The sequence below is a fragment of the Candidatus Sulfotelmatobacter sp. genome (assembly GCA_035498555.1).
Lineage (GTDB): Bacteria > Eisenbacteria > RBG-16-71-46 > RBG-16-71-46 > RBG-16-71-46 > DATKAB01.
Genome location: DATKAB010000180.1, coordinates 1 through 16955, shown reverse-complemented (window position 1 = coordinate 16955; position 16955 = coordinate 1). Strand labels below are relative to the sequence as shown.

At 70.1% G+C, this 16955-nt stretch carries 16 protein-coding genes; 4 read left to right on the top strand and 12 right to left on the bottom strand.

Going from position 1 to position 16955, the window contains the following annotated elements:
• Positions 1-185 precede the first annotated feature (185 nt).
• A complete protein-coding gene (locus VMJ70_14240) occupies positions 186-1637 on the bottom strand; it encodes a PLP-dependent aminotransferase family protein (GenBank protein ID HTO92286.1) in 1452 nt (483 codons plus the stop codon).
• Positions 1638-1756: 119 nt separating this feature from the next.
• Between VMJ70_14240 and VMJ70_14235 the strand changes: the two genes are divergently transcribed.
• Together VMJ70_14235 and VMJ70_14230 are read left to right on the top strand one after the other, a co-directional pair.
• Complete coding sequence (locus VMJ70_14235; protein ID HTO92285.1) at positions 1757-1921, top strand: hypothetical protein; 165 nt, start codon at positions 1757-1759, stop codon at positions 1919-1921.
• 45 nt (positions 1922-1966) lie between these two features.
• Positions 1967-3070, top strand: coding sequence for a hypothetical protein (locus tag VMJ70_14230; GenBank protein ID HTO92284.1), 1104 nt, complete (start codon positions 1967-1969; stop codon positions 3068-3070).
• Between the two features lie 71 nt (positions 3071-3141).
• On the opposite strand, the gene VMJ70_14225 is transcribed toward VMJ70_14230, so the two are convergent.
• The 9 genes from VMJ70_14225 to VMJ70_14185 all read right to left on the bottom strand — a co-directional run bounded on the left by VMJ70_14225 (position 3142) and on the right by VMJ70_14185 (position 12258).
• On the bottom strand, positions 3142-3657 hold the full coding sequence (locus tag VMJ70_14225) for a hypothetical protein (GenBank protein HTO92283.1): 516 nt from the start codon (positions 3655-3657) through the stop codon (positions 3142-3144).
• Between the two features lie 5 nt (positions 3658-3662).
• Positions 3663-5171, bottom strand: coding sequence for a CoA-acylating methylmalonate-semialdehyde dehydrogenase (locus VMJ70_14220; protein ID HTO92282.1), 1509 nt, complete (start codon positions 5169-5171; stop codon positions 3663-3665).
• Complete coding sequence (locus VMJ70_14215) at positions 5125-5778, bottom strand: NUDIX hydrolase (protein HTO92281.1); 654 nt, start codon at positions 5776-5778, stop codon at positions 5125-5127. Before VMJ70_14215 ends, VMJ70_14220 begins: the two co-directional genes overlap by 47 nt.
• The gene (locus tag VMJ70_14210) at positions 5775-6617 is read right to left on the bottom strand and encodes a phosphodiester glycosidase family protein (protein HTO92280.1); all 843 of its coding nucleotides are present in this window, start codon (positions 6615-6617) and stop codon (positions 5775-5777) included. Before VMJ70_14210 ends, VMJ70_14215 begins: the two co-directional genes overlap by 4 nt.
• Before the next feature lie 78 nt (positions 6618-6695).
• A complete protein-coding gene (locus tag VMJ70_14205; GenBank protein HTO92279.1) occupies positions 6696-7904 on the bottom strand; it encodes a glycosyltransferase family 4 protein in 1209 nt (402 codons plus the stop codon).
• Entirely contained in the window at positions 7901-8362 is a 462-nt protein-coding gene (locus VMJ70_14200; GenBank protein HTO92278.1) for a hypothetical protein, read from the bottom strand. The genes VMJ70_14205 and VMJ70_14200 overlap by 4 nt, the downstream gene beginning before the upstream one ends.
• 184 nt (positions 8363-8546) lie before the next feature.
• Positions 8547-9413 (bottom strand): xanthine dehydrogenase family protein subunit M, encoded by an 867-nt coding sequence (locus VMJ70_14195; protein ID HTO92277.1) that lies wholly within the window; start codon positions 9411-9413, stop codon positions 8547-8549.
• Entirely contained in the window at positions 9410-9937 is a 528-nt protein-coding gene (locus tag VMJ70_14190) for a (2Fe-2S)-binding protein (protein HTO92276.1), read from the bottom strand. Before VMJ70_14190 ends, VMJ70_14195 begins: the two co-directional genes overlap by 4 nt.
• Positions 9934-12258 (bottom strand): xanthine dehydrogenase family protein molybdopterin-binding subunit, encoded by a 2325-nt coding sequence (locus VMJ70_14185; GenBank protein HTO92275.1) that lies wholly within the window; start codon positions 12256-12258, stop codon positions 9934-9936. Before VMJ70_14185 ends, VMJ70_14190 begins: the two co-directional genes overlap by 4 nt.
• 76 nt (positions 12259-12334) lie before the next feature.
• Here VMJ70_14185 and VMJ70_14180 point away from each other — a divergent pair, with 76 nt between their 5' ends.
• On the top strand, positions 12335-12502 hold the full coding sequence (locus VMJ70_14180) for a hypothetical protein (GenBank protein ID HTO92274.1): 168 nt from the start codon (positions 12335-12337) through the stop codon (positions 12500-12502).
• On the opposite strand, the gene VMJ70_14175 is transcribed toward VMJ70_14180, so the two are convergent.
• Positions 12499-14748: a protein kinase gene (locus VMJ70_14175; protein HTO92273.1), complete on the bottom strand. Its 2250-nt coding sequence runs from the start codon at positions 14746-14748 to the stop codon at positions 12499-12501. The two genes, VMJ70_14180 and VMJ70_14175, sit on opposite strands and share 4 nt — an antisense overlap.
• A 33-nt stretch (positions 14749-14781) precedes the next feature.
• Positions 14782-15594 (bottom strand): (S)-ureidoglycine aminohydrolase, encoded by an 813-nt coding sequence (gene allE / locus VMJ70_14170; protein ID HTO92272.1) that lies wholly within the window; start codon positions 15592-15594, stop codon positions 14782-14784.
• Between allE and VMJ70_14165 the strand changes: the two genes are divergently transcribed.
• Positions 15593-16954, top strand: a complete 1362-nt coding sequence (locus VMJ70_14165) for a hypothetical protein (GenBank protein ID HTO92271.1) — start codon at positions 15593-15595, stop codon at positions 16952-16954. The genes allE and VMJ70_14165 overlap by 2 nt on opposite strands.
• Position 16955 lies beyond the last annotated feature (1 nt).

Below are 16955 nucleotides of genomic sequence, written 5' to 3'. Positions count from 1 at the left end.
AAACGTCTTAAGCCCAAGCAACGCCTCGCGCCCCCGATGTGCGCGCCCAGCGTGATGCCCGGTCGGGCGCAATGCTTCAGCGCAAAGCGCAATACGGATCGCCGGCCAGAAACCTGCTAGAAACCGCTCAGGAATGGGACGCCGCCGCTATAGCCGCCCGCCCGCGCGCGAGAGAGACCGCCGCCTCAGCGCCTCGCGTCGCGCTCGGCCGCGACCAGCGCTGCGGTGGCCGCGTGCAGGGTGCTCTCGGGGAGCCCACCGAATCGCAGGAACAGGCCGTCGCCGCCGGAGGGCCGAAGCCGGTAGGCCTCGAGCCGCGCCAGGTCGAGCGAGCTGGCGTTGACGATGCGACGAACGTGCCGGGCCTCGGGGTGACACAGCAGCAGGTGCAGGCCGGCCGGGTTCTCCGGCCAGGACCAGCCGCGATCCGCGAGGGGGGCAAGGCCCGCCAGCAGCGCCGCGCGCTTCTCCCCGTAAACGGCGCGCATGCGGCGCAAATGAGAGTTGAAGTGTCCCTCGTCCATGAACAGGCTCATCGCCCGCTGGGGGAGGGGCGGCGTGAAGCCATCGAGATGAGTCCGGAGCGACGCGAGCGGCTCCACCAGCCGCTCGGGCACCACGGCAAACGCGAGACGCATCGAGACGAACATCGCCTTGCTCAACGTGCCGAGGTACAGCACGCGGGCCTGCGGGTCGAGCGAGTAGAGCGTCGTGAGGGGCTGGCCGACGTAACGGAACTCGCCGTCGTAGTCGTCGTCCACCAGCCACGAGTCGTGCTTCTCCGCCCAATCGAGCAGCGCGATGCGGCGCTCGAGGCTCAGGGCCGCGCCGGTCGGATACTGATGAGCCGGAGTCACGTAGGCCAGGCGGGCGCGAGGCGCGAGGCGCACTCCGACGTCCACCCGCAAACCCTGATCGTCCACCGGCACCGGCGTCAGGGTCGCGCCGGCCAGCTCGAACGCGGCGCGCGCGCCGGGATAGGCCGGATCCTCGATCCACACCGGATCGCCGCGATCGAGCAACAGGAGGGCCAGCGCATAGAGCGCCTGCTGGGCGCTGTTGAAGATGATGACCTGCGACGCGTCGCAGCGAATCCCACGAAATTGCGCCAGGTGGCGGGCGATCGAGGCACGCAGGGCGGGTAGCCCGCGCGGATCGGCGAAGTCCAACGCGCGCCGGCCCAGCTCACGCGCGGCGCGTGCCTGCAGTCGCAACCACGTTCGTGTCGGGAAGTCGCGAGTGTCGGCGATGCCGGCGTTGAACGCCCGCGGCTCGGGGGGCTCGCGGCAGGTGGCGTTGCTCGCGATCGCGCGGCCGCGACGCGAAGGAGAGCGCGAGCGGCGGGCCGTCTCTGCGCGTCTTGCCGGCGCGGCGAGACGTCGAGCGCTCGCGGCAACGAAGGTGCCGCGACCCACCGAGCGGTCCAGCAGGCCCTCCTCGGTGAGCTGGGCGTAGACTTCTTCCACCAGCCCGCGCGAGACGCCGTAGTCGAGGGCCGCCTGGCGGCTCGAGGGCAGCCGCTCCCCGGGCGCCAGCACCCCCTCGAGCACCGCGCCGTGGAGCGCGCGAAACAGGTCGCGGCGCCGGACCCGGCTGGCGCTCACCGGCGGCAGCAGGACGCCTCGTGATCGGCGCACCGTTTCCCCCCCCAATCGGTCCATTCTCAGAACCATAAATGGCTCTGGCAACCGGACCCATGGATCTCTAGCCTGATCGGGGGCCGGAGTCCATCGGAAATCCTCGAGAGGAGCAGAGCATGCGATTCGCAGCCGCGGTCCTGTTCACCACCCTGGCGGCTTCGGCGACGGGTTCGGGGACCGCCACCCACCTCCCGATCATCAACGACGACTACGCCCGGGCACGGGCCGAAGCCACTCAACGCCATCTGCCACTGTTCGTCGAAGTCTGGGCGCCGTGGTGATACTCATGTCGTCTCATGAGAGCGTCGCTCGACGATCCCGCTCTCGTGAGGCAGGCCGGACGGTTCGTCTGGCTCGAACTGGACTACGACCGGCCCGCCAACCAGCCGTTCATCGGGCGCCGCCACGTCGCCTACACGCCGTCGCTCTACGTGCTCGATCCGGCCACCGAGCGCGCGACCGCGACACACCTCGGCGGCATGACGCTGCCGGAGCTCGAGCGCTTCCTCGACCAGGGCGAGCGGGGCTTCAGGTCCGAGGCGCTCCCTCCCGCCGATGCAGCGCTGGCGCGCGGTGACGAAGCGCTGGGCCACGGCGAGTTCGCGAAGGCGTCGGCTCACTATCGCGAGGCGCTGGCGCTCGCTCCGCGCGGCTGGCCGGAGCGCCTCCACGCTGTCGGCTCGCTGACCTGGTCGCTGTGGGTGGCGGGCAGCGTGCGCGCGTGCGCCGAAACCGCCGCCGTCGAAGCGCCACGCATGCGGCGCGACGCGCGATTCGCCAGCGTGGTGCTCGCCGGCTTCGCCTCGAGCCTGCAAGGCGGCGATTCGAGCTGGGCCAGGTCGGCGCAGAAGATTCTCGAGCCGCTGGGAGACGAAGCGATCGCGATGCCTGCGGCGCTGCGCGACCACCGCTTTCAGCTCTACCAGCAGCTCATCATGGCCGCGCAGTCGCGTGGAGACACGACGCGCGCGCTGCAGCTCAGTCATCGATGGCTGGACGAGATCGACGCCATCCCGCCCGGCGACGACAACGAGCGCTCGGCGCTCGACATCGCCCGCGTCGACGCGCTGGTGGACTCGAGCGAGCTGCCGCGCGTGCTCGCGGCGTTGCAAGCCTCCGAACATGCCATGCCCTCCAACTACAACGCCTCGTTGCGGCGGGCGCAAGTCGAGCAGATCGCGGGTCACTACGATCAGGCGATCGCCGCCTGCGATCGCGGCCTCGCCCACGTGACCGGACCGCTCGGGCGTTCCTGGCTGCAGCGGACCCGGGCCGAGGCCATGATCGCCGCGGGGGACTCTGCGGGCGCGCGCACGTGCCTCGAGCAGGCGCTCGAATCGGCGCGAGCGATCGGCAATCCGGACAACCGCGACCACAATGTCGCCCGGATCAGGCGCGAGCTGGCGGCGCTGGGCTCGAAACAGCCCTAGACCCGACCGCCCGGGCTCCGTCTGGCCCACCGGCACTCCTAACGTGCTCGTGCGGCCTTTCCCGACGGAGCCTAGGGGTAGAACGTCTCCCACTTCGGCGAACCGCCGATCGAGGCTCCGACGAATCCGCCGAGCAGGATCCCGACAAGCGGCGCGCTGACCGCGCCCAGCGCCGCTTCCCCCTCGGCGTTGTTGGCGTAGATGAAGCCTGCCGTCACACCCGCCATCCCGCCGACCAGCGCGCCCTGGAAGAACCCGCTGATGGCGTGCGATCGCCCGGCGTCGATGCGATCGATGTCGGACCAGCGAATGACGCTCGACTGCACCGGCGGCGCAGGACCGCCCGCGATCACGGCAGGGCGGCGCAGCGGGGCGGCAAGGATCACGCCCAGCGAATCGAGCGTCAGGTGTTCGAGCTCGTGACGCTCGAGCGCCGAGGTCACGCGGAAGTGATTCCAGCGCGCGGCCTCGGCGCGCATGAGATCGAGGCGCGCGGAGTCGGGCACGGGTGCGGCGCCCGAGACCCCCGGCCCCAGCGCCAGCAGCGTACCGAACAGCAGCGATTTCGGGAGCGCCGACTTCCTCACGCTCCCTAGAACCATCGCTGGATGGTCACCTTCTTGTCGGTATAGAACTCGATCGAGTCGCGGCCATGCGCCTTGAGGTCGCCGAAGAAGCTCTGCTTCGAGCCGCCGAATGGGAAGAACGCCATCGGCGCCGCGACGCCGATGTTGACGCCGAGCATCGCGGGCTCCACGCGGTAGCGATATTCCCGCGCCCATTTGCCGCTGGTGGTGAAGATGCTGGTGGCGTTGCCCAGCTCGTGGTTGCGCACGATCGCCACCGCGTCGTCGAAGTCCCGGGCGCGCATCAGGCACAGCACCGGTCCGAAGATCTCCTCGCGGCCGACGGTCATTTCCGGCCTCACGTCGTCGAGGATCGTCGGCCCCACGAAGTAACCGTTGGGATGCTTCGGATCCCGGTAGCCGCGGCCATCCAGCAGCAGTTTCGCGCCTTCGGCGACGCCCTTCTCGATGTAGCCGAGCACCTTGTCACGATGCTGCCTGGTGATCAGAGGTCCCATGGTGACGCCGGCCTCGAGCCCGTCGCCAACCACGATCTTCTTCGCCTCGGCGACCAGCCGGTCGCGGATCTGCTCGTAGGCGTCCCCCACCGCCAGCACCACGCTGTTGGCCAGGCAGCGCTCGCCTGCGCAGCCGAAGCACGATTCGGTCGAGACCTGCGCGGTCCGATCCATCTCCGCGTCGGGCATCACCACCACGAAGTTCTTGGCGCCGCCCAGTGCCTGCACCCGCTTTCCCTTGTCGGCGGCGCGTTTGTAGATGTAGTGAGCGACCGGCGTCGAGCCCACAAACGAAACCCCGGCGATGCCCGGATGGTCGAGAATCGCGTCCACGGTGGTCCTGCCGCCGTGCACCAGGTTGACCACGCCCTCGGGGAAGCCCGCTTCGTGCATCAGCTCGAACAGCATGATCTGCGAGAGCGGCACGCGCTCGCTGGGCTTCACGATGAAGGTGTTGCCGCACGCCACCGCGTGCGGAAGGAACCACATCGGCACCATGGCCGGGAAGTTGAACGGCGTGATGGCGGCGAACACCCCGAGCGGCTGGCGCACCACGTGGCAGTCGATGCCGGCGGCGATGTCTTCGAGCGAGGTACCCATCATGCGGTCGGGGATGCCGATCGCGAGGTCCACGTTGTCGATGGCACGGCGGACGCTGCTGCGCGACTCGTCGAGCGTCTTGCCGTGCTCGAGCGTGATCGTGCTGGCGATGTCGTCGAAGCGTCGCTCCATCAGCGCCTTGAGCGCGAACAGCGGCTTCACCCGGTTGACGGGCGGCGTCTTCCGCCACAGCGGAAAAGCCTTGAGCGCGGCCTGGACCGCGCGATCCACGTCGCTCGCGGCGCCCAGCGGAACCCGGGCGAGCAGCTCGTCATTGACCGGATTGCGCACGTCTCCGAACTCGGTGGCGTCGGACTTCTGCCACTTTCCGCCCACGAAATTGTGGAGGATTCGTACCGCGGATTCGGTTTCAGCCGCTTCGGGAGCGGCGAGTGTGTCTTCGCGTGGAGTGCTCATGGGTTCCTCCTGACCGCCGGGAAAGTGCCCGACGAGGATACACCCGCGCGCGCAAATCGCGGAACACCTCGCGCATGTGCCGCCAGGCGAATCGCGGGTACCGCGCGGAGCGCGGTCCGGCGCCCCCGAGCGTGGCGAGCGGCACCCACTCGGCGCTGGCGGCGTCGTCGGCGGCACGCGCGACTCCCCCGCTCCAGCGCGCGAGGAAGTAGAAGTTCATGGTCGGAAACCAGCCGAACCCCTTCAGGTAGTAGCGATCCCAGTAGAAGCCCAGCCACTCGGCGCGGCGGACCCGAAGCCCGGTCTCCTCGCGCAGCTCGCGGCGCGCGGCGCCTTCGAGCGTCTCCCCGGCTTCGATGAAGCCCCCCGGTAGGTCGAGCCATCCGATCCTGGGCGGACTCGCTCGACGCAGCATCAGCACGTCGTCGCCCTTCATCACCAGGAATCCCGCGCAGGCGCGCGGATAGTCATAGAGGAGGTAGCCGCATCTCTCGCAGCCGATCTTGCGCGGCTGCTCGTGGAGCGTGCGGCGCAGCGGCCGGCCACAACGCGCGCAGGGAAAGGTCGCGCCGCGTGGGTTTGCGCGGCGCCCGGCTCGCTCGCTCACCGCGCGCTCACCGAGATCACGGCCGGCAGCGGCACGCGGCCCGCGTCGTCGGGGTCGCTGGAGCGCGAGGCACGGGGATTCCAGTGGCCGAAGCTGGCGTAAGCGAACCGTCCGGACCGGATGCACATCTCGGCCTCGAGTCCGCCGTCCATGGACATCGCGTGCACCAGACCGAGCCTGGATTCCTTGAGCCACTGCGCGAGATCCCAGAGCGTGTAGGAGCCTTCGGTGGTGAACACCAGCAGGTGCCCGAGCCGGTCCTCGCCCACCACGGTGCGATTCGCGTCCTGATCGGTATGCCTCACGCGCAGCTCGCCATCGCTGTCGAACAGCATGAAGGACTGCGCCACCTCTCGCCACGCCTGCGCCACGATCGCCAGCGACTCCGGGGCGAGATCGAGCACGTGCGCGCCGGCACCGCCGCCCACCGGCTCCGCCACCAGCGCCGCGCGGAATTCCGGATGAGGCTTCGCCGAGATCGGCCGGCCCCCGCTCACCAGGATGCCCATGTAGCCATAGTCCGGATAGTACTGGCCGGCATTGAACACCGCGATCGCGCGCGTGGTCGCGAGCCATTCGGTGACCGGCAGCGGGCGCGGGTCCGGCAATCGCGAGTAGTGATGGACCGCGATGCGGGCGCGAACCGGATCGATGCGGAGCACCGCCACGTCGGGCGAGCCCCGCCGGCAGAAGCGGTCGGCGCGCATCAGCGCGAAGTCGATCCCCGGGGCCAGGGGTCGCCAGCGCGGCGCCCAGCTGTGGGTGGCGATCACGATCGCGCCAACCGCAACCGCGACGAGCGCGGCCAGGCGGCCGATGGGCAGGCGGCGGGAGATCATCGAATCATCATTGTCCCGGTCGCGTCGGCGACGCGCAAACCCGCGGCCCCAGGTGGCGCCACGGGACTCGAATCGCGGCTACGCCGCCTCGCTCAGTCCGGCTTCGACCACGCGCTGCCGGACGGCATCGAGCGCTTCGAGGCTGCGCGCGCGATCGTGATGTTCGACGGCATGCAGCCGCGCCGCGTCGCCCATCAAGCGGCGCGCCTCGTCGTGGCTGAGGAGCATCGCGATGCGATCGGCGAACAGGGCCGGCGTGTCGGGCGACGCGATCATGCCACTGCCGTGCTGCACCAGTTCGGCGAGCCCGCCGCGCCCGGTCGTCACGACTGGAATGCCGCAGGCAAACGCCTGCAGCACGAACAATCCGCCGACGTCGTCCCACAGCGACGGCGAGATCGCCACGTCGCAGGCGGCGATCACGCCGGGCAGGTCGCCCGCTGCGACGGCGTCGAGCAGCTCGATGTGGCCGGAGAGCCCCAGCTCGCGCAGCTCCTCGCCGGCCGCGGTGGCCCATTCGGGGTTGGCGGGGTCGCGGCCCACCACCACCATGGTCGCGTCAGAGACCCGGGCCCGCACGCCCACCAGCAGATCCACGAGGATGCCGGCGCCGCGCGCGTGCTCCGGCGGACCGAGAAACAGCGCCCGCGGCCTGTCGCCCCGCGTTTCGTACAGCGCTCGCGCGTTGGCGTTGACGGGCGGAACCGGATCGGGCCGAAAGCGCTCCGTATCCACGCCGAACCCGATCTGGTCCACCGCGCGGCCGAGCAGCGTGCTCAGGCGCTCGGCCTGAACGCGCGCGTGCGTGACGATGGCCGGCGCCCGCGAGAGCAAGCGACTGCGCACTTCCATCTCCCGCAGCTTCTCCATGCCCGCGCACTCGCCACAGGCCTCGGCGGGATAGCGGACGTCGCAGCGCACGTACTGCGGCCGGCGCATGAGGTCGTTCTGCGGGCACACCGGCCAGTGGCCGAAGACGTCGAGCATCAGCGGTGCGTCGCGGAGGTACTCGATGACGCGCGCGCTCAGGGGCCCGGGCGTGGCGAGGTGAATCACGTCCGGATGGCGCGCGAGCGCCGCGACCAGCGCGGGCTCCAGACCGTCGCCGCCTTGCGCCAGCACTTGCACGCCCGGCGGCACGTCGGCCTCGGGGCCCTTGGCGCGCAGCGTAATCGCCTCGACCCGGTGGCCGTGGGCCGCGGCGTGCTCGGCCACGTCCCACATCCACCAGGCGGGCTCGCACAACGTGGACCGATCGAACTGGTCCACGATGAGCAACAGCCTCATGCGGCCCGGTCCTCATCCTCCCGGTTGTCGAAGTAGGCGGTCAGCGCCTCGAGATCGGCGCGGGCCGCGTGGTGGCCGGGGTGGAGCCACAACGTGTGCGTGAGCAGTCGCATGGCGCCTTCGACCGCACCCAGCTCGAAGCAGGCCGAAGCGGCGAGATAGCAGAGCAGCGGCTCGTGCGGCGAGAACGACAGGCCGCGCAGGGCGCGAGACAGGGCCTCACGAGCATGGCCGCGACGCAGCGCGGTCTCGGCGCCGCGCGCGAGACCCTTCGCCGCCTCACGATCGGCGGGTTCGTCGAGCCCGGGAATGAACCTCTGGAGCTCGTTCATGGCGGAACGGAGGCGTTGCGAGACGTAGTTTTCGAGCTGTGGCTCGTCCGACTCGAGTACACGGTCGGCCAGACGACCCAGGGCGCGTGAGAGCTCGCCCATCGTGGGATGCTTCGCCTCGGACATTCCGTATCCCTCCCGCCGTCTCCCGACGTGCCGTCCGACTCGGCGCCTCCGGACGGCCATCCTTCGCGCGCCCGAAGACGCGCGGCTTCCTTGCGGAGGTTTATCGGCAATCGCCGGGCGGGGCTGAACGGAAAGCTGCGCCGCGAGAGTCCGCCGCCCTCTCGATCACGAGCGTGGGGCGAGTTCAGGCCGGCTTCAGGAGCGGATGCAGGAACCGCTCGAGCAGGTTGCCGGCGACGTTCATGCGGTACTCCCGATCCGAGCGGATGTCGTCGATTGGAACGAGGTCCCGGGCCAGCGATTCTCGAGCTTCGGCGGCCGCCGCCGTGGTGAGCGCGCGACCCAGCAGCGCTGCTTCCGCATGCCGCGCGCGCGCCGGCACCGGCGCCATGCTGCCGTAGGCCAGACGCGCGTGCGTCACGCGCCCGCGCTCCAGCGCGATCACTCCTGCGAACACCACCTTCGAGATGCTCTGCGCTCGCCGCGTTCCCACTTTGCGGAAGAATGCGCGAGCGCCGCGCGGCGGCTCGGGCAGCGTAATCGCCGTAATCAGCTCGTCGGGCTCGAGCGCGAGGTCCCGATAGCCCCGATAGAGCTCGGCGAACGGGATGTCGCGGCCGCCGCGCAGCGATCGGACCTGCACCACCGCGTCATGAGCGAGCAGCACGGGCAGCGAATCCCCGGCCGGCGAGGCGTTGGCGACATTGCCGGCGAGGGTGGCGCGGTTCTGGATCTGCCACGCGCCGACCTCCGCGGCCGCGGCCGCCAGCGAAGGAAATCGCCGCCGGATCGCGGCATGCTCGCGAAGCTCGCGAAACGTGACGCCGCCGCCGATCGTCACCGCCTCGCGCGCCACTCGCAGGCGTTTCAGCTCGGCGACACGCGTCACGTCCATGAAGCGCGTGGCGGAGAGCGTGCCGGCGTTGAGATAGACGTAGAGATCGGTGCCGCCGGCCAGCGGCGTGGGGCGGTCGCGCATCGCCATCAGCTCGAGCGCTTCATCGAGCCGGCGCGGCCTCGAGAGCTCGAGCGCCGAGAGCGCGGATCTCATCGCGCGCGTGGCTTCCGGCCGCGCGAGCGCGCCGCCGCGCGTGGCCGCGTGCCGCCGCGTGCCGCCGCGCGCACCGCGTCCACGATCTTCTGGTAGCCGGTGCAGCGGCAGAGATTCCCGGCCAGCGCCTCGCGCACCTCGTCTTCGCTCGGAACGCGACCGCGCGAGCGCCGCAGCAGTTCGGTGGAAGTGATCAGCATGCCCGGGGTGCAGATGCCGCATTGCGCGGCGCCGTGTTCGACGAACTCGCGCTGCAGGCGCGACAGGGTGGCGCCCTTCGCCAGCCCTTCGACGGTCGTGATGCGCGAACCCTCGGCCTGCGCGGCCGACACCAGGCACGAGCACACCGAGCGGCCGTCGATCAGCACGCTGCACGCTCCGCATTCGCCCTCGCCGCAGCCCTCCTTGGCGCCGCTGAGCCCGCAATCCTCGCGCAGCACGTCGAGCAGGCGCTTCATCGGCGGCGCCGTGACTCGACGGCGCCGGCCGTTGACGTGGAGCGTGATGCGGAAGGTCTCGCTCACCGCCCGGCCCCGGCCGCGAGCGCGCGCAGCACGCGCTCGGGTGTCGCGGGAATCGCATCGAGCCGCCGGCCCGTGGCCTGCGCGATGGCCGCGATCACCGCCGGCGCCGGCACGTCCATCGGCAGCTCGCCCACGCCCTTGGCGCCGAAGGGGCCACCCGAAAACGGATGTTCGAGAATTGCGACTCTCATCGGCGGCGCGTCGGCCGAAGTGGGAATGATGTAGTTGGTCAGCTGGTGGTTCCAGACCCGGCCGTCCTTCCAGCGCACTTCCTCGAGCAGCGCCCAGCCCAGCGCCTGCAACGTCCCGCCCTCGATCTGTCCGGCGGCCAGCACCGGATGGATCGCCTTGCCGATGTCCTGCGCGGTCACCACGTCGACCACGCGCGTCTCGCCGGTGTCGAGGTCCACTTCGACCTCGACCGCGCACGAGCCGTACGAGAACACCGGATAGGCGTCGCCGCGATAGTGTTCGTCGTCCCACTCGATCCAGGCCGGCTTCTCGTACTTCTCCTCGAGTCGCAGCTCGCCGCGCTGCCCGAGGAAACGGCGCGCCACCGCTCGGAAGTCGGCGTCGCCCCGCAGCGGCCGCTCGGCGAATAGCTCGAGCCGCTCGCGCATGCGGGTGCCGCAGCGCGCCAGCAAACCACCGACCACCATGCAGGTGCGCGAAGCCACCGTGGGCCCGCTGTTCGGCACCTCGCGCGTGTCGGGAGTCTGGATGCGCACCAGTCCGGGCGAGACGCCGAGGCTCTCGGCCACCATCTGCGCGAAGATCGTGGTGGTGCCCTGGCCGATCTCGGTGCTGGCAGCGCGGGCGCGCGGCCGCCCGTCGGGCGCGAGGTCCAGCGCCACCACCGACGCGAGCCGGGTTTCGCCGCTGCCCGTGAAGCCGGCGCCGTGGTAGGCGAGCGCAAGACCGATGCCGCGGCGCAGGCGGCGGGCCGGCGCGCGCCGATCCGCGCGCGCCCTGCCGCTCTTCTCCGCGCGCTCTGCCGCCACGTTCTGGCGATCGAAGCGGGCACGCCTGGCAGGGTAGCCGGCCAGCTGCGCGGTTCGATCCAGGCACTCGACCGCGCTCACGCTCTCCCGCAGCGTCTGCCCGGTCGGCGTGGCATCGCCGATCCGGAGCGCGTTGTGACGGCGCAACTCGAGCGGGTCGATTCCCAGCTCGGCCGCGATGCGATCGACGTGGCACTCGACCGCAAACTGGGTCTGCGGCGCACCGAAACCGCGGAACGCGCCGTTGGGAGGTGTGTGGGTGGCCACGGCGCGGGCGCGGATCCGCGCCGCCGGCCAGCGATAGGGCCCGGCGGCGTGGATCGCGCCGCGCGACAGCACCACCGGCGAGAGCGTCACGTACGCACCGCCGTCCATCACGCAGTCCATGTCGTAGGCGGTGAAGGTGCCGTCGCGTCTCACTCCCGCACGCACACGCATCACCGCCGGATGGCGCTTGGTGGTGGCGGCGATGTCCTCGAGCCGGTCGTACATGATCTTGACCGGCCTGCCGCTCTTCCAGGCGAGCAGCGCCGCGTGCGCGCCGATCATGGAGGGATACTCTTCCTTGCCTCCGAATCCGCCGCCGGTCACGGTCTGGATCACGCGCACCTTCTCGGCCGGCAGGTGAAAGGCGCGGAGCACCGCGTGGTGCACGTAGTACGGGCACTGCAGGGATCCGCGCAGCAGCAGCCCTCCTTCCGGCGTGCGCTCGGCGATCATGCCGTTGTTCTCGATGTAGATGTGCTCCTGGTGCCCGACGCGGTACTCGCCTTCAACGATCCGATCGGCGGACGCGAATCCGGCCTCGAGGTCGCCGCGCTCGATCAAGATCTCCTTGAACACGTTGTCGTCGCCGTGGATCAAAGCGCGCTTCGCCAGCGAGTCCTCGACCGTGAGCACCGGTTCGAGGGTCTCGTATTCGATCTTGACCGCGCGGGTGGCGGCCTCGACGCGCTCGGCATCTTCGTGAGCCAGCAGCAGAATCGGCTCGTCGGCATGGCGGATCTCTTCCACCGCCAGCAGCGGCTGATCGTCCTCGATCAACGCCACCACGTTCTCGCCGGGAATGTCGCGATGGTCCGCGACCACCAGGTCGCGCCAGTCGAAGGCCGGATCGAGCTGGATGCGTTTGATCCTCCCGTGAGCGATGGTGGAGCGCACCGTCCGGCCGTGCAGCATTCCGGGCACGCGCAGGTCGTCGACGTAGAGCGCGCGGCCGGTCACCTTGTCGGGCGCCTCGAGCTTGGGGATGGAGACGCCGACCGCGGACGGGCGGCGGAGCGTGGTGGCACGAGTGCGGCGGACGGACGAGCGTTTCATCCGTCGCACTGTAGGACGTGGGTGCGCGGGTGCCAAGCGAGATACGCGACAATCAGCCGGGGATTCACGGCAGCGAGTGGTAGCCCTGCCGCCGAGGGACCAGTCATGTCGAGCGCCGGATGGAGGTCAGCATCTCGGCCCGCGCTGGCACGCGATCGCGCTCGCGGTGCCGGCGATTCCCCAGTGCTGGCTGGGCGGCAAGCGCTACGAATGGCAGCGCGGGAGCGTCGAGACGACTTCCTAGTCGTCGAGCCTCATCTTCTTCAGCAGCGCCGCGAACCGGGGATCGCCGCGCAGGCCGTCCAGTCGCGGGTGCACCTTGAGCAGGCCGAGCGCGCCGTCGCGACGCGCGTACGCCTGATCGAGCCACTCGAAGGCCGCGTCGACCTCGCCCAGACAGGCATGAATGGTGGCGATGCCGAAGGTCGGGGCGAATTCGCGGCGTGCCCGCTCGATCAGCCGCCCGAGAATCTCGCGCGACTCCTCCTTCCGCCCGGCCAGGGCGTAGGTGTGGGCGAGCCCCGCCGACATGCCGGGGTCGCTGCGCTCGAGCGCGATCGAGAGCTTGTACTCGGCGATCGCCTCGTCGAGCATTCCCTTCTGCTCATAGGCGCGCGCGAGGTCCGTGTGCCCGGGCAGGAAGCTCGGATCCAGCGCGGTGCTGCGCCGGTAGTATTCGATGGCCCGATCGTACTGGCGGGCGAAGAAGTAGACGTCGCCGACCGCCGCGTAGATGATCAGCGAGAGCGGATCCATCTCGAGCGCGCGGCGTGACTCGACGATCGCCTCGGCATGCCGGCCGAGGCTCGAGAGCAGCTGGGCGTGCCAGCGCAGGCCGTTGGCGTAGCCGGGATTCAGCTCGACACTGCGCCGCAGCTCACGCTCGGCGCCGGCCCAGTCCCAGTCGCGGAAGCGCAGCACGTAGCCCAGCGAGCCGTGGAGCTCCGCCACCGTGTCGTCCAGCTCGAGCCCCTTCAGCGCCATCGCGCGGGCGCTGGCGTACGCCTCGTCGTGGGGCATGGCGTTGATGTTGCCGAGCACGCCGTAACAGTCGGCGAGGCCGGCGTAGGCGAGCGCGTAGCTGGGATCGATCCCCAGCGCTTGCCGGAACTGCTCGATGGCGGCGCGCAGCTCGTCCGGCGTCCATTTGTTCCACAGGTAGCGGCCGCGCAGATAGGCGAGATGCGCTTCGGGATTCACGGCGCGCTCGTCCGCGAGCCGCTCGCGCTCCTCGGCGGTCACATGGACTTTGATGCTGTCGGCGATCGCCTGGGCCACGTCCGACTGCAAGCGCAGGATGTCGCCGATGTCGCGCTCGTAGCTCTCGCTCCACAGCTGGCTGTCGTTGGCGGCGCGCACCAGGTGCGCGGTGATCCGCACGCGCTCACCCGAACGGAGCACCGCGCCCTCGACGATGGCGTCCACGTCCACCTCTCGCGCGATCTGCGGAAGCGGCTTTCTCGCCCCCTTGTAGGTCATCACCGACGTGCGCGAGATCACGCGCAGGGCGCCGATGCGGGCCAGGCTCGCGATCAGCGCGTCGGTCATGCCGTCGGCGAAGAACTCCTGCGCCGGATCGCCGGAGAGATTGGCGAGCGGCATCACCGCCAGCGAGCGGATCGGCTGTGGCTCGCTCGCGAGGGCAGCTTTCGCGCCGCTCCCGCCGCGCAGCTGGTCGGCCACGCGCCGCGCGGTCGGGGTGCGCCGGCCGGGATCCGTCGCCAGCGCGGCCAGCACGATCTGGGAGAAACCTTCGCTCAGCTCGGGGCGCAACGCGCGCGGCGATGGCGCCGGCGAGTGGACGATCGAATAGATCAGGGCCGGGATCAGCGTTTCCTCGTGCGGGCGGTGGCCGGTTGCCAGCTCGAACAACACCACGCCCAGCGCGTACACGTCGCTCCGGGCGCTGGCCGCAGCGCCGCCGAACAACTCGGGCGCGCCGTAGGCCAGCGTGCCGGCGAACGCGGCCCCGCGCGGTCCGCTCACCGTGGCGGCGGTCTCGCCGGCCGCGTCGTGCAAGCGCGCGAGGCCGAAGTCGAGCAGCTTGACCTGGCCCTTCGGAGTCAGCAGCACGTTGGAGGGCTTGAGATCGCGATGGATCACGCCCTGATCGTGCGCCGCCTCGAGCGCCTCGGCGATCTGAATGCCGATCGCCACCACCTCGGACTCGTCGAGCGGTCCGCGCTCCAGCCGCTTCTCGAGCGAGTGCCCGGGCACGAACTCGGTGACCAGGAAGTCGGTGCCGGAATCACTGTCGAAATCGAGCGCGGTCTCGATGTTGGCGTGGTTGAGACGCGACAGGGCCATCGCCTCCTGTCGGAAACGGGTGCGCGAAGCGTCGTCGACCAGCGTGGATTCGGGCAGCACCTTGATCGCCACGTCGCGACCGAGCCGTTCGTCGTGCGCGCGATAGACCACGCCCATCGAGCCGGCGCCGACCCGCTCCAGCAGGCGATAGCGGGAAAGCGTGCGGCCGACCAGTGAATCCACGGGAAGCATCATCGGCAAGATGCCAATCGCGCGCTACAGCTCGACGTCGCGATTCACGTCCTTGTAGTAGATGTAACGCGCCGGCTCGGAGCTGGTGGCGTAGAACGACTGCGGGCAGAAGGGGCCCATCCAGATGAAGTCGCCGGCTTTCACTTCCATCCAACGGTCGCCCAGGTAATAGACGCCCTGGCCCTGCAACATGTAGAGGCCGTGCTCCATCACGTGGGTCTCGGTGATCGGCAGCGAAAATCCCGGCGGGAAGGTGAAGATGTTCATCGCCATGTCGTAGCTGACATCGTCGGGCAGCAGCTTCTTGAGCAGCAGCTCCTGGACGTCCATGAACGGCTCGCCCTTCACCTCGCCCTCCGTGCCGACCACGTCGTGCGGCGGATTGTGGTCGAACGCCTGGAAGCGCTTCTTCAGGCACAGAACCCGCGCGCGCTGCTTGACGTGCACCCGGAATCGCGAGCCCGGCGTGAGATAGGCGAAACCGCCGGCGCTCATCCGGTGGCCGCGGCTGTTGAGATCCAGCTCGAGGGCGCCGTCGAGCACGTAGATGAAGCCTTCGATGCCATCCGGCAGCTTGTGACCTGCGCCGCCCTCGGCGCCGACCTCGAACAGGTACATCGCGAAACGCGCGCCCAGCGCCGGCGCGGCGAGAATGCGCGCGGTGGTGGCGGTCCATTCGGGCAGCACGCTCGCGGGAACGCCCTCGGGCGGAAGCAGGCAGAAGTTGCGCTCCACCACCACGCGGCTCGTGACCAATCCCTGTTGCGGCATCGGATTTCGCTCGCCTCCCGCTCGCCCGCGCCCTACATTCGGCGCTTCCACCTGGAGATCGCTCATGTCCACCACGCTCGAGCCCGACGACCTGCGCGCGCTGCTCGCGCGCCTCGCCGAAGCCAACCGGAAAGTCGCGGAAGCCTACCCCGGCGACCGGCTCGACCGCCAGCCGGTTCACACCGTCTATGGCGGCGCGCAGCTGTTCTCGGCGGACATCGCGGCGAAGCTGGGCTCGGCGGCGCGGCGCTCGCTCGAGGAATACGCGCCCGACCCCTCGACCTTCGCGCGCGCGCTCGAGCTTCCCGGCGACGCCGAGTACCAGCGCACCATCCACGCGCGGGTGGTGGAAAAGCTCAAACGCGAGCCGGTCGAGGACTTCCGCATCGACTTCGAGGACGGCTACGGCAATCGCCAAGACGCCGAAGAGGATCGCGACGCCGTGAAAGACGCCGAGGAAGTCGCGCGCGGATTGAAGGAAAAGCTGCTGCCCCCGGCGATCGGTATCCGCATCAAGCCGCTGACCGAAGAGCTCCACCGGCGCTCGCTGCGCACGCTCGATCTGTTCCTGACTGCGTTGGTTCGCTCGACCGGCGGCGAGCTTCCCCGCGACTTCGTGGTGACACTGCCCAAGATCACCAGCGCCGAGCAGGTGACCGTGCTGGTGGAGGCGCTGGCCGCACTCGAGCGCCGGCTGTCGCTCCCGGCGGGCGCGATCCCGATCGAGCTGATGGTCGAGACCACCCAGAGCATCATCGGGGCGGACGGCCTGTTTGCCTTGCCCGCGCTGGTGCGCGCCGGCCGAGGCCGCGTGCGCGGCGCCCACTTCGGCACCTACGACTACACCGCCGGCTGCAACATCACCGCCCGATTCCAGATGCCATCCCACATCGCCTGCGACTTCGCGCGGCACGTGATCCAGGTGACCATGGCCGGCACCGGCGTGACGATTTCGGACGGAGCCACCACCATCCTGCCGGTCGGCCCGCACCGCGCCGGCATTGGTGCCCCGCTCACCCCGGCGCAGATCAAGGAGAACGTCGCCGCGGTTCATCGCGCCTGGAAGATCCATTTCGACGACGTGCGCACCTCGCTGCGCAACGCCTACTACCAGGGCTGGGATCTGAATCCCGCGCAGCTCCCCTCCCGCTACGCCGCCGTGTTCTCGTTCTTCCTCGAGGCCCGCGCCGAGGCCGCCGCCCGGCTCCGCGCCTTCGTGGACAAGGCGGCGCGGGCGACGCTCTCGGGCTCGGTGTTCGACGACGCCGCAACCGGCCAAGGCCTGCTCAACTTCTTCCTGCGCGGGCTCTCGTGCGGGGCGCTGACGGAAGCCGAGGCGCTCGCCACCGGGCTCACGCTCGAGGAGATCCGCGGCCGCAGCTTCGTGAAAATGCTGGCGGGTCGGCAGGCGCGCGCTTCGAATTGAC

Coding starts and splice junctions, on each gene's coding strand:
- VMJ70_14235 (HTO92285.1), top strand. CDS start 1,757: ATGCGATTCGCAGCCGCGGTCCTGTTCACCACCCTGGCGGCTTCGGCG.
- VMJ70_14220 (HTO92282.1), bottom strand. CDS start 5,171: ATGAGCACTCCACGCGAAGACACACTCGCCGCTCCCGAAGCGGCTGAA.
- VMJ70_14210 (HTO92280.1), bottom strand. CDS start 6,617: ATGATCTCCCGCCGCCTGCCCATCGGCCGCCTGGCCGCGCTCGTCGCG.
- VMJ70_14205 (HTO92279.1), bottom strand. CDS start 7,904: ATGAGGCTGTTGCTCATCGTGGACCAGTTCGATCGGTCCACGTTGTGC.
- VMJ70_14200 (HTO92278.1), bottom strand. CDS start 8,362: ATGTCCGAGGCGAAGCATCCCACGATGGGCGAGCTCTCACGCGCCCTG.
- VMJ70_14195 (HTO92277.1), bottom strand. CDS start 9,413: ATGAGATCCGCGCTCTCGGCGCTCGAGCTCTCGAGGCCGCGCCGGCTC.
- VMJ70_14185 (HTO92275.1), bottom strand. CDS start 12,258: ATGAAACGCTCGTCCGTCCGCCGCACTCGTGCCACCACGCTCCGCCGC.
- VMJ70_14165 (HTO92271.1), top strand. CDS start 15,593: ATGTCCACCACGCTCGAGCCCGACGACCTGCGCGCGCTGCTCGCGCGC.
- allE (HTO92272.1), bottom strand. CDS start 15,594: ATGAGCGATCTCCAGGTGGAAGCGCCGAATGTAGGGCGCGGGCGAGCG.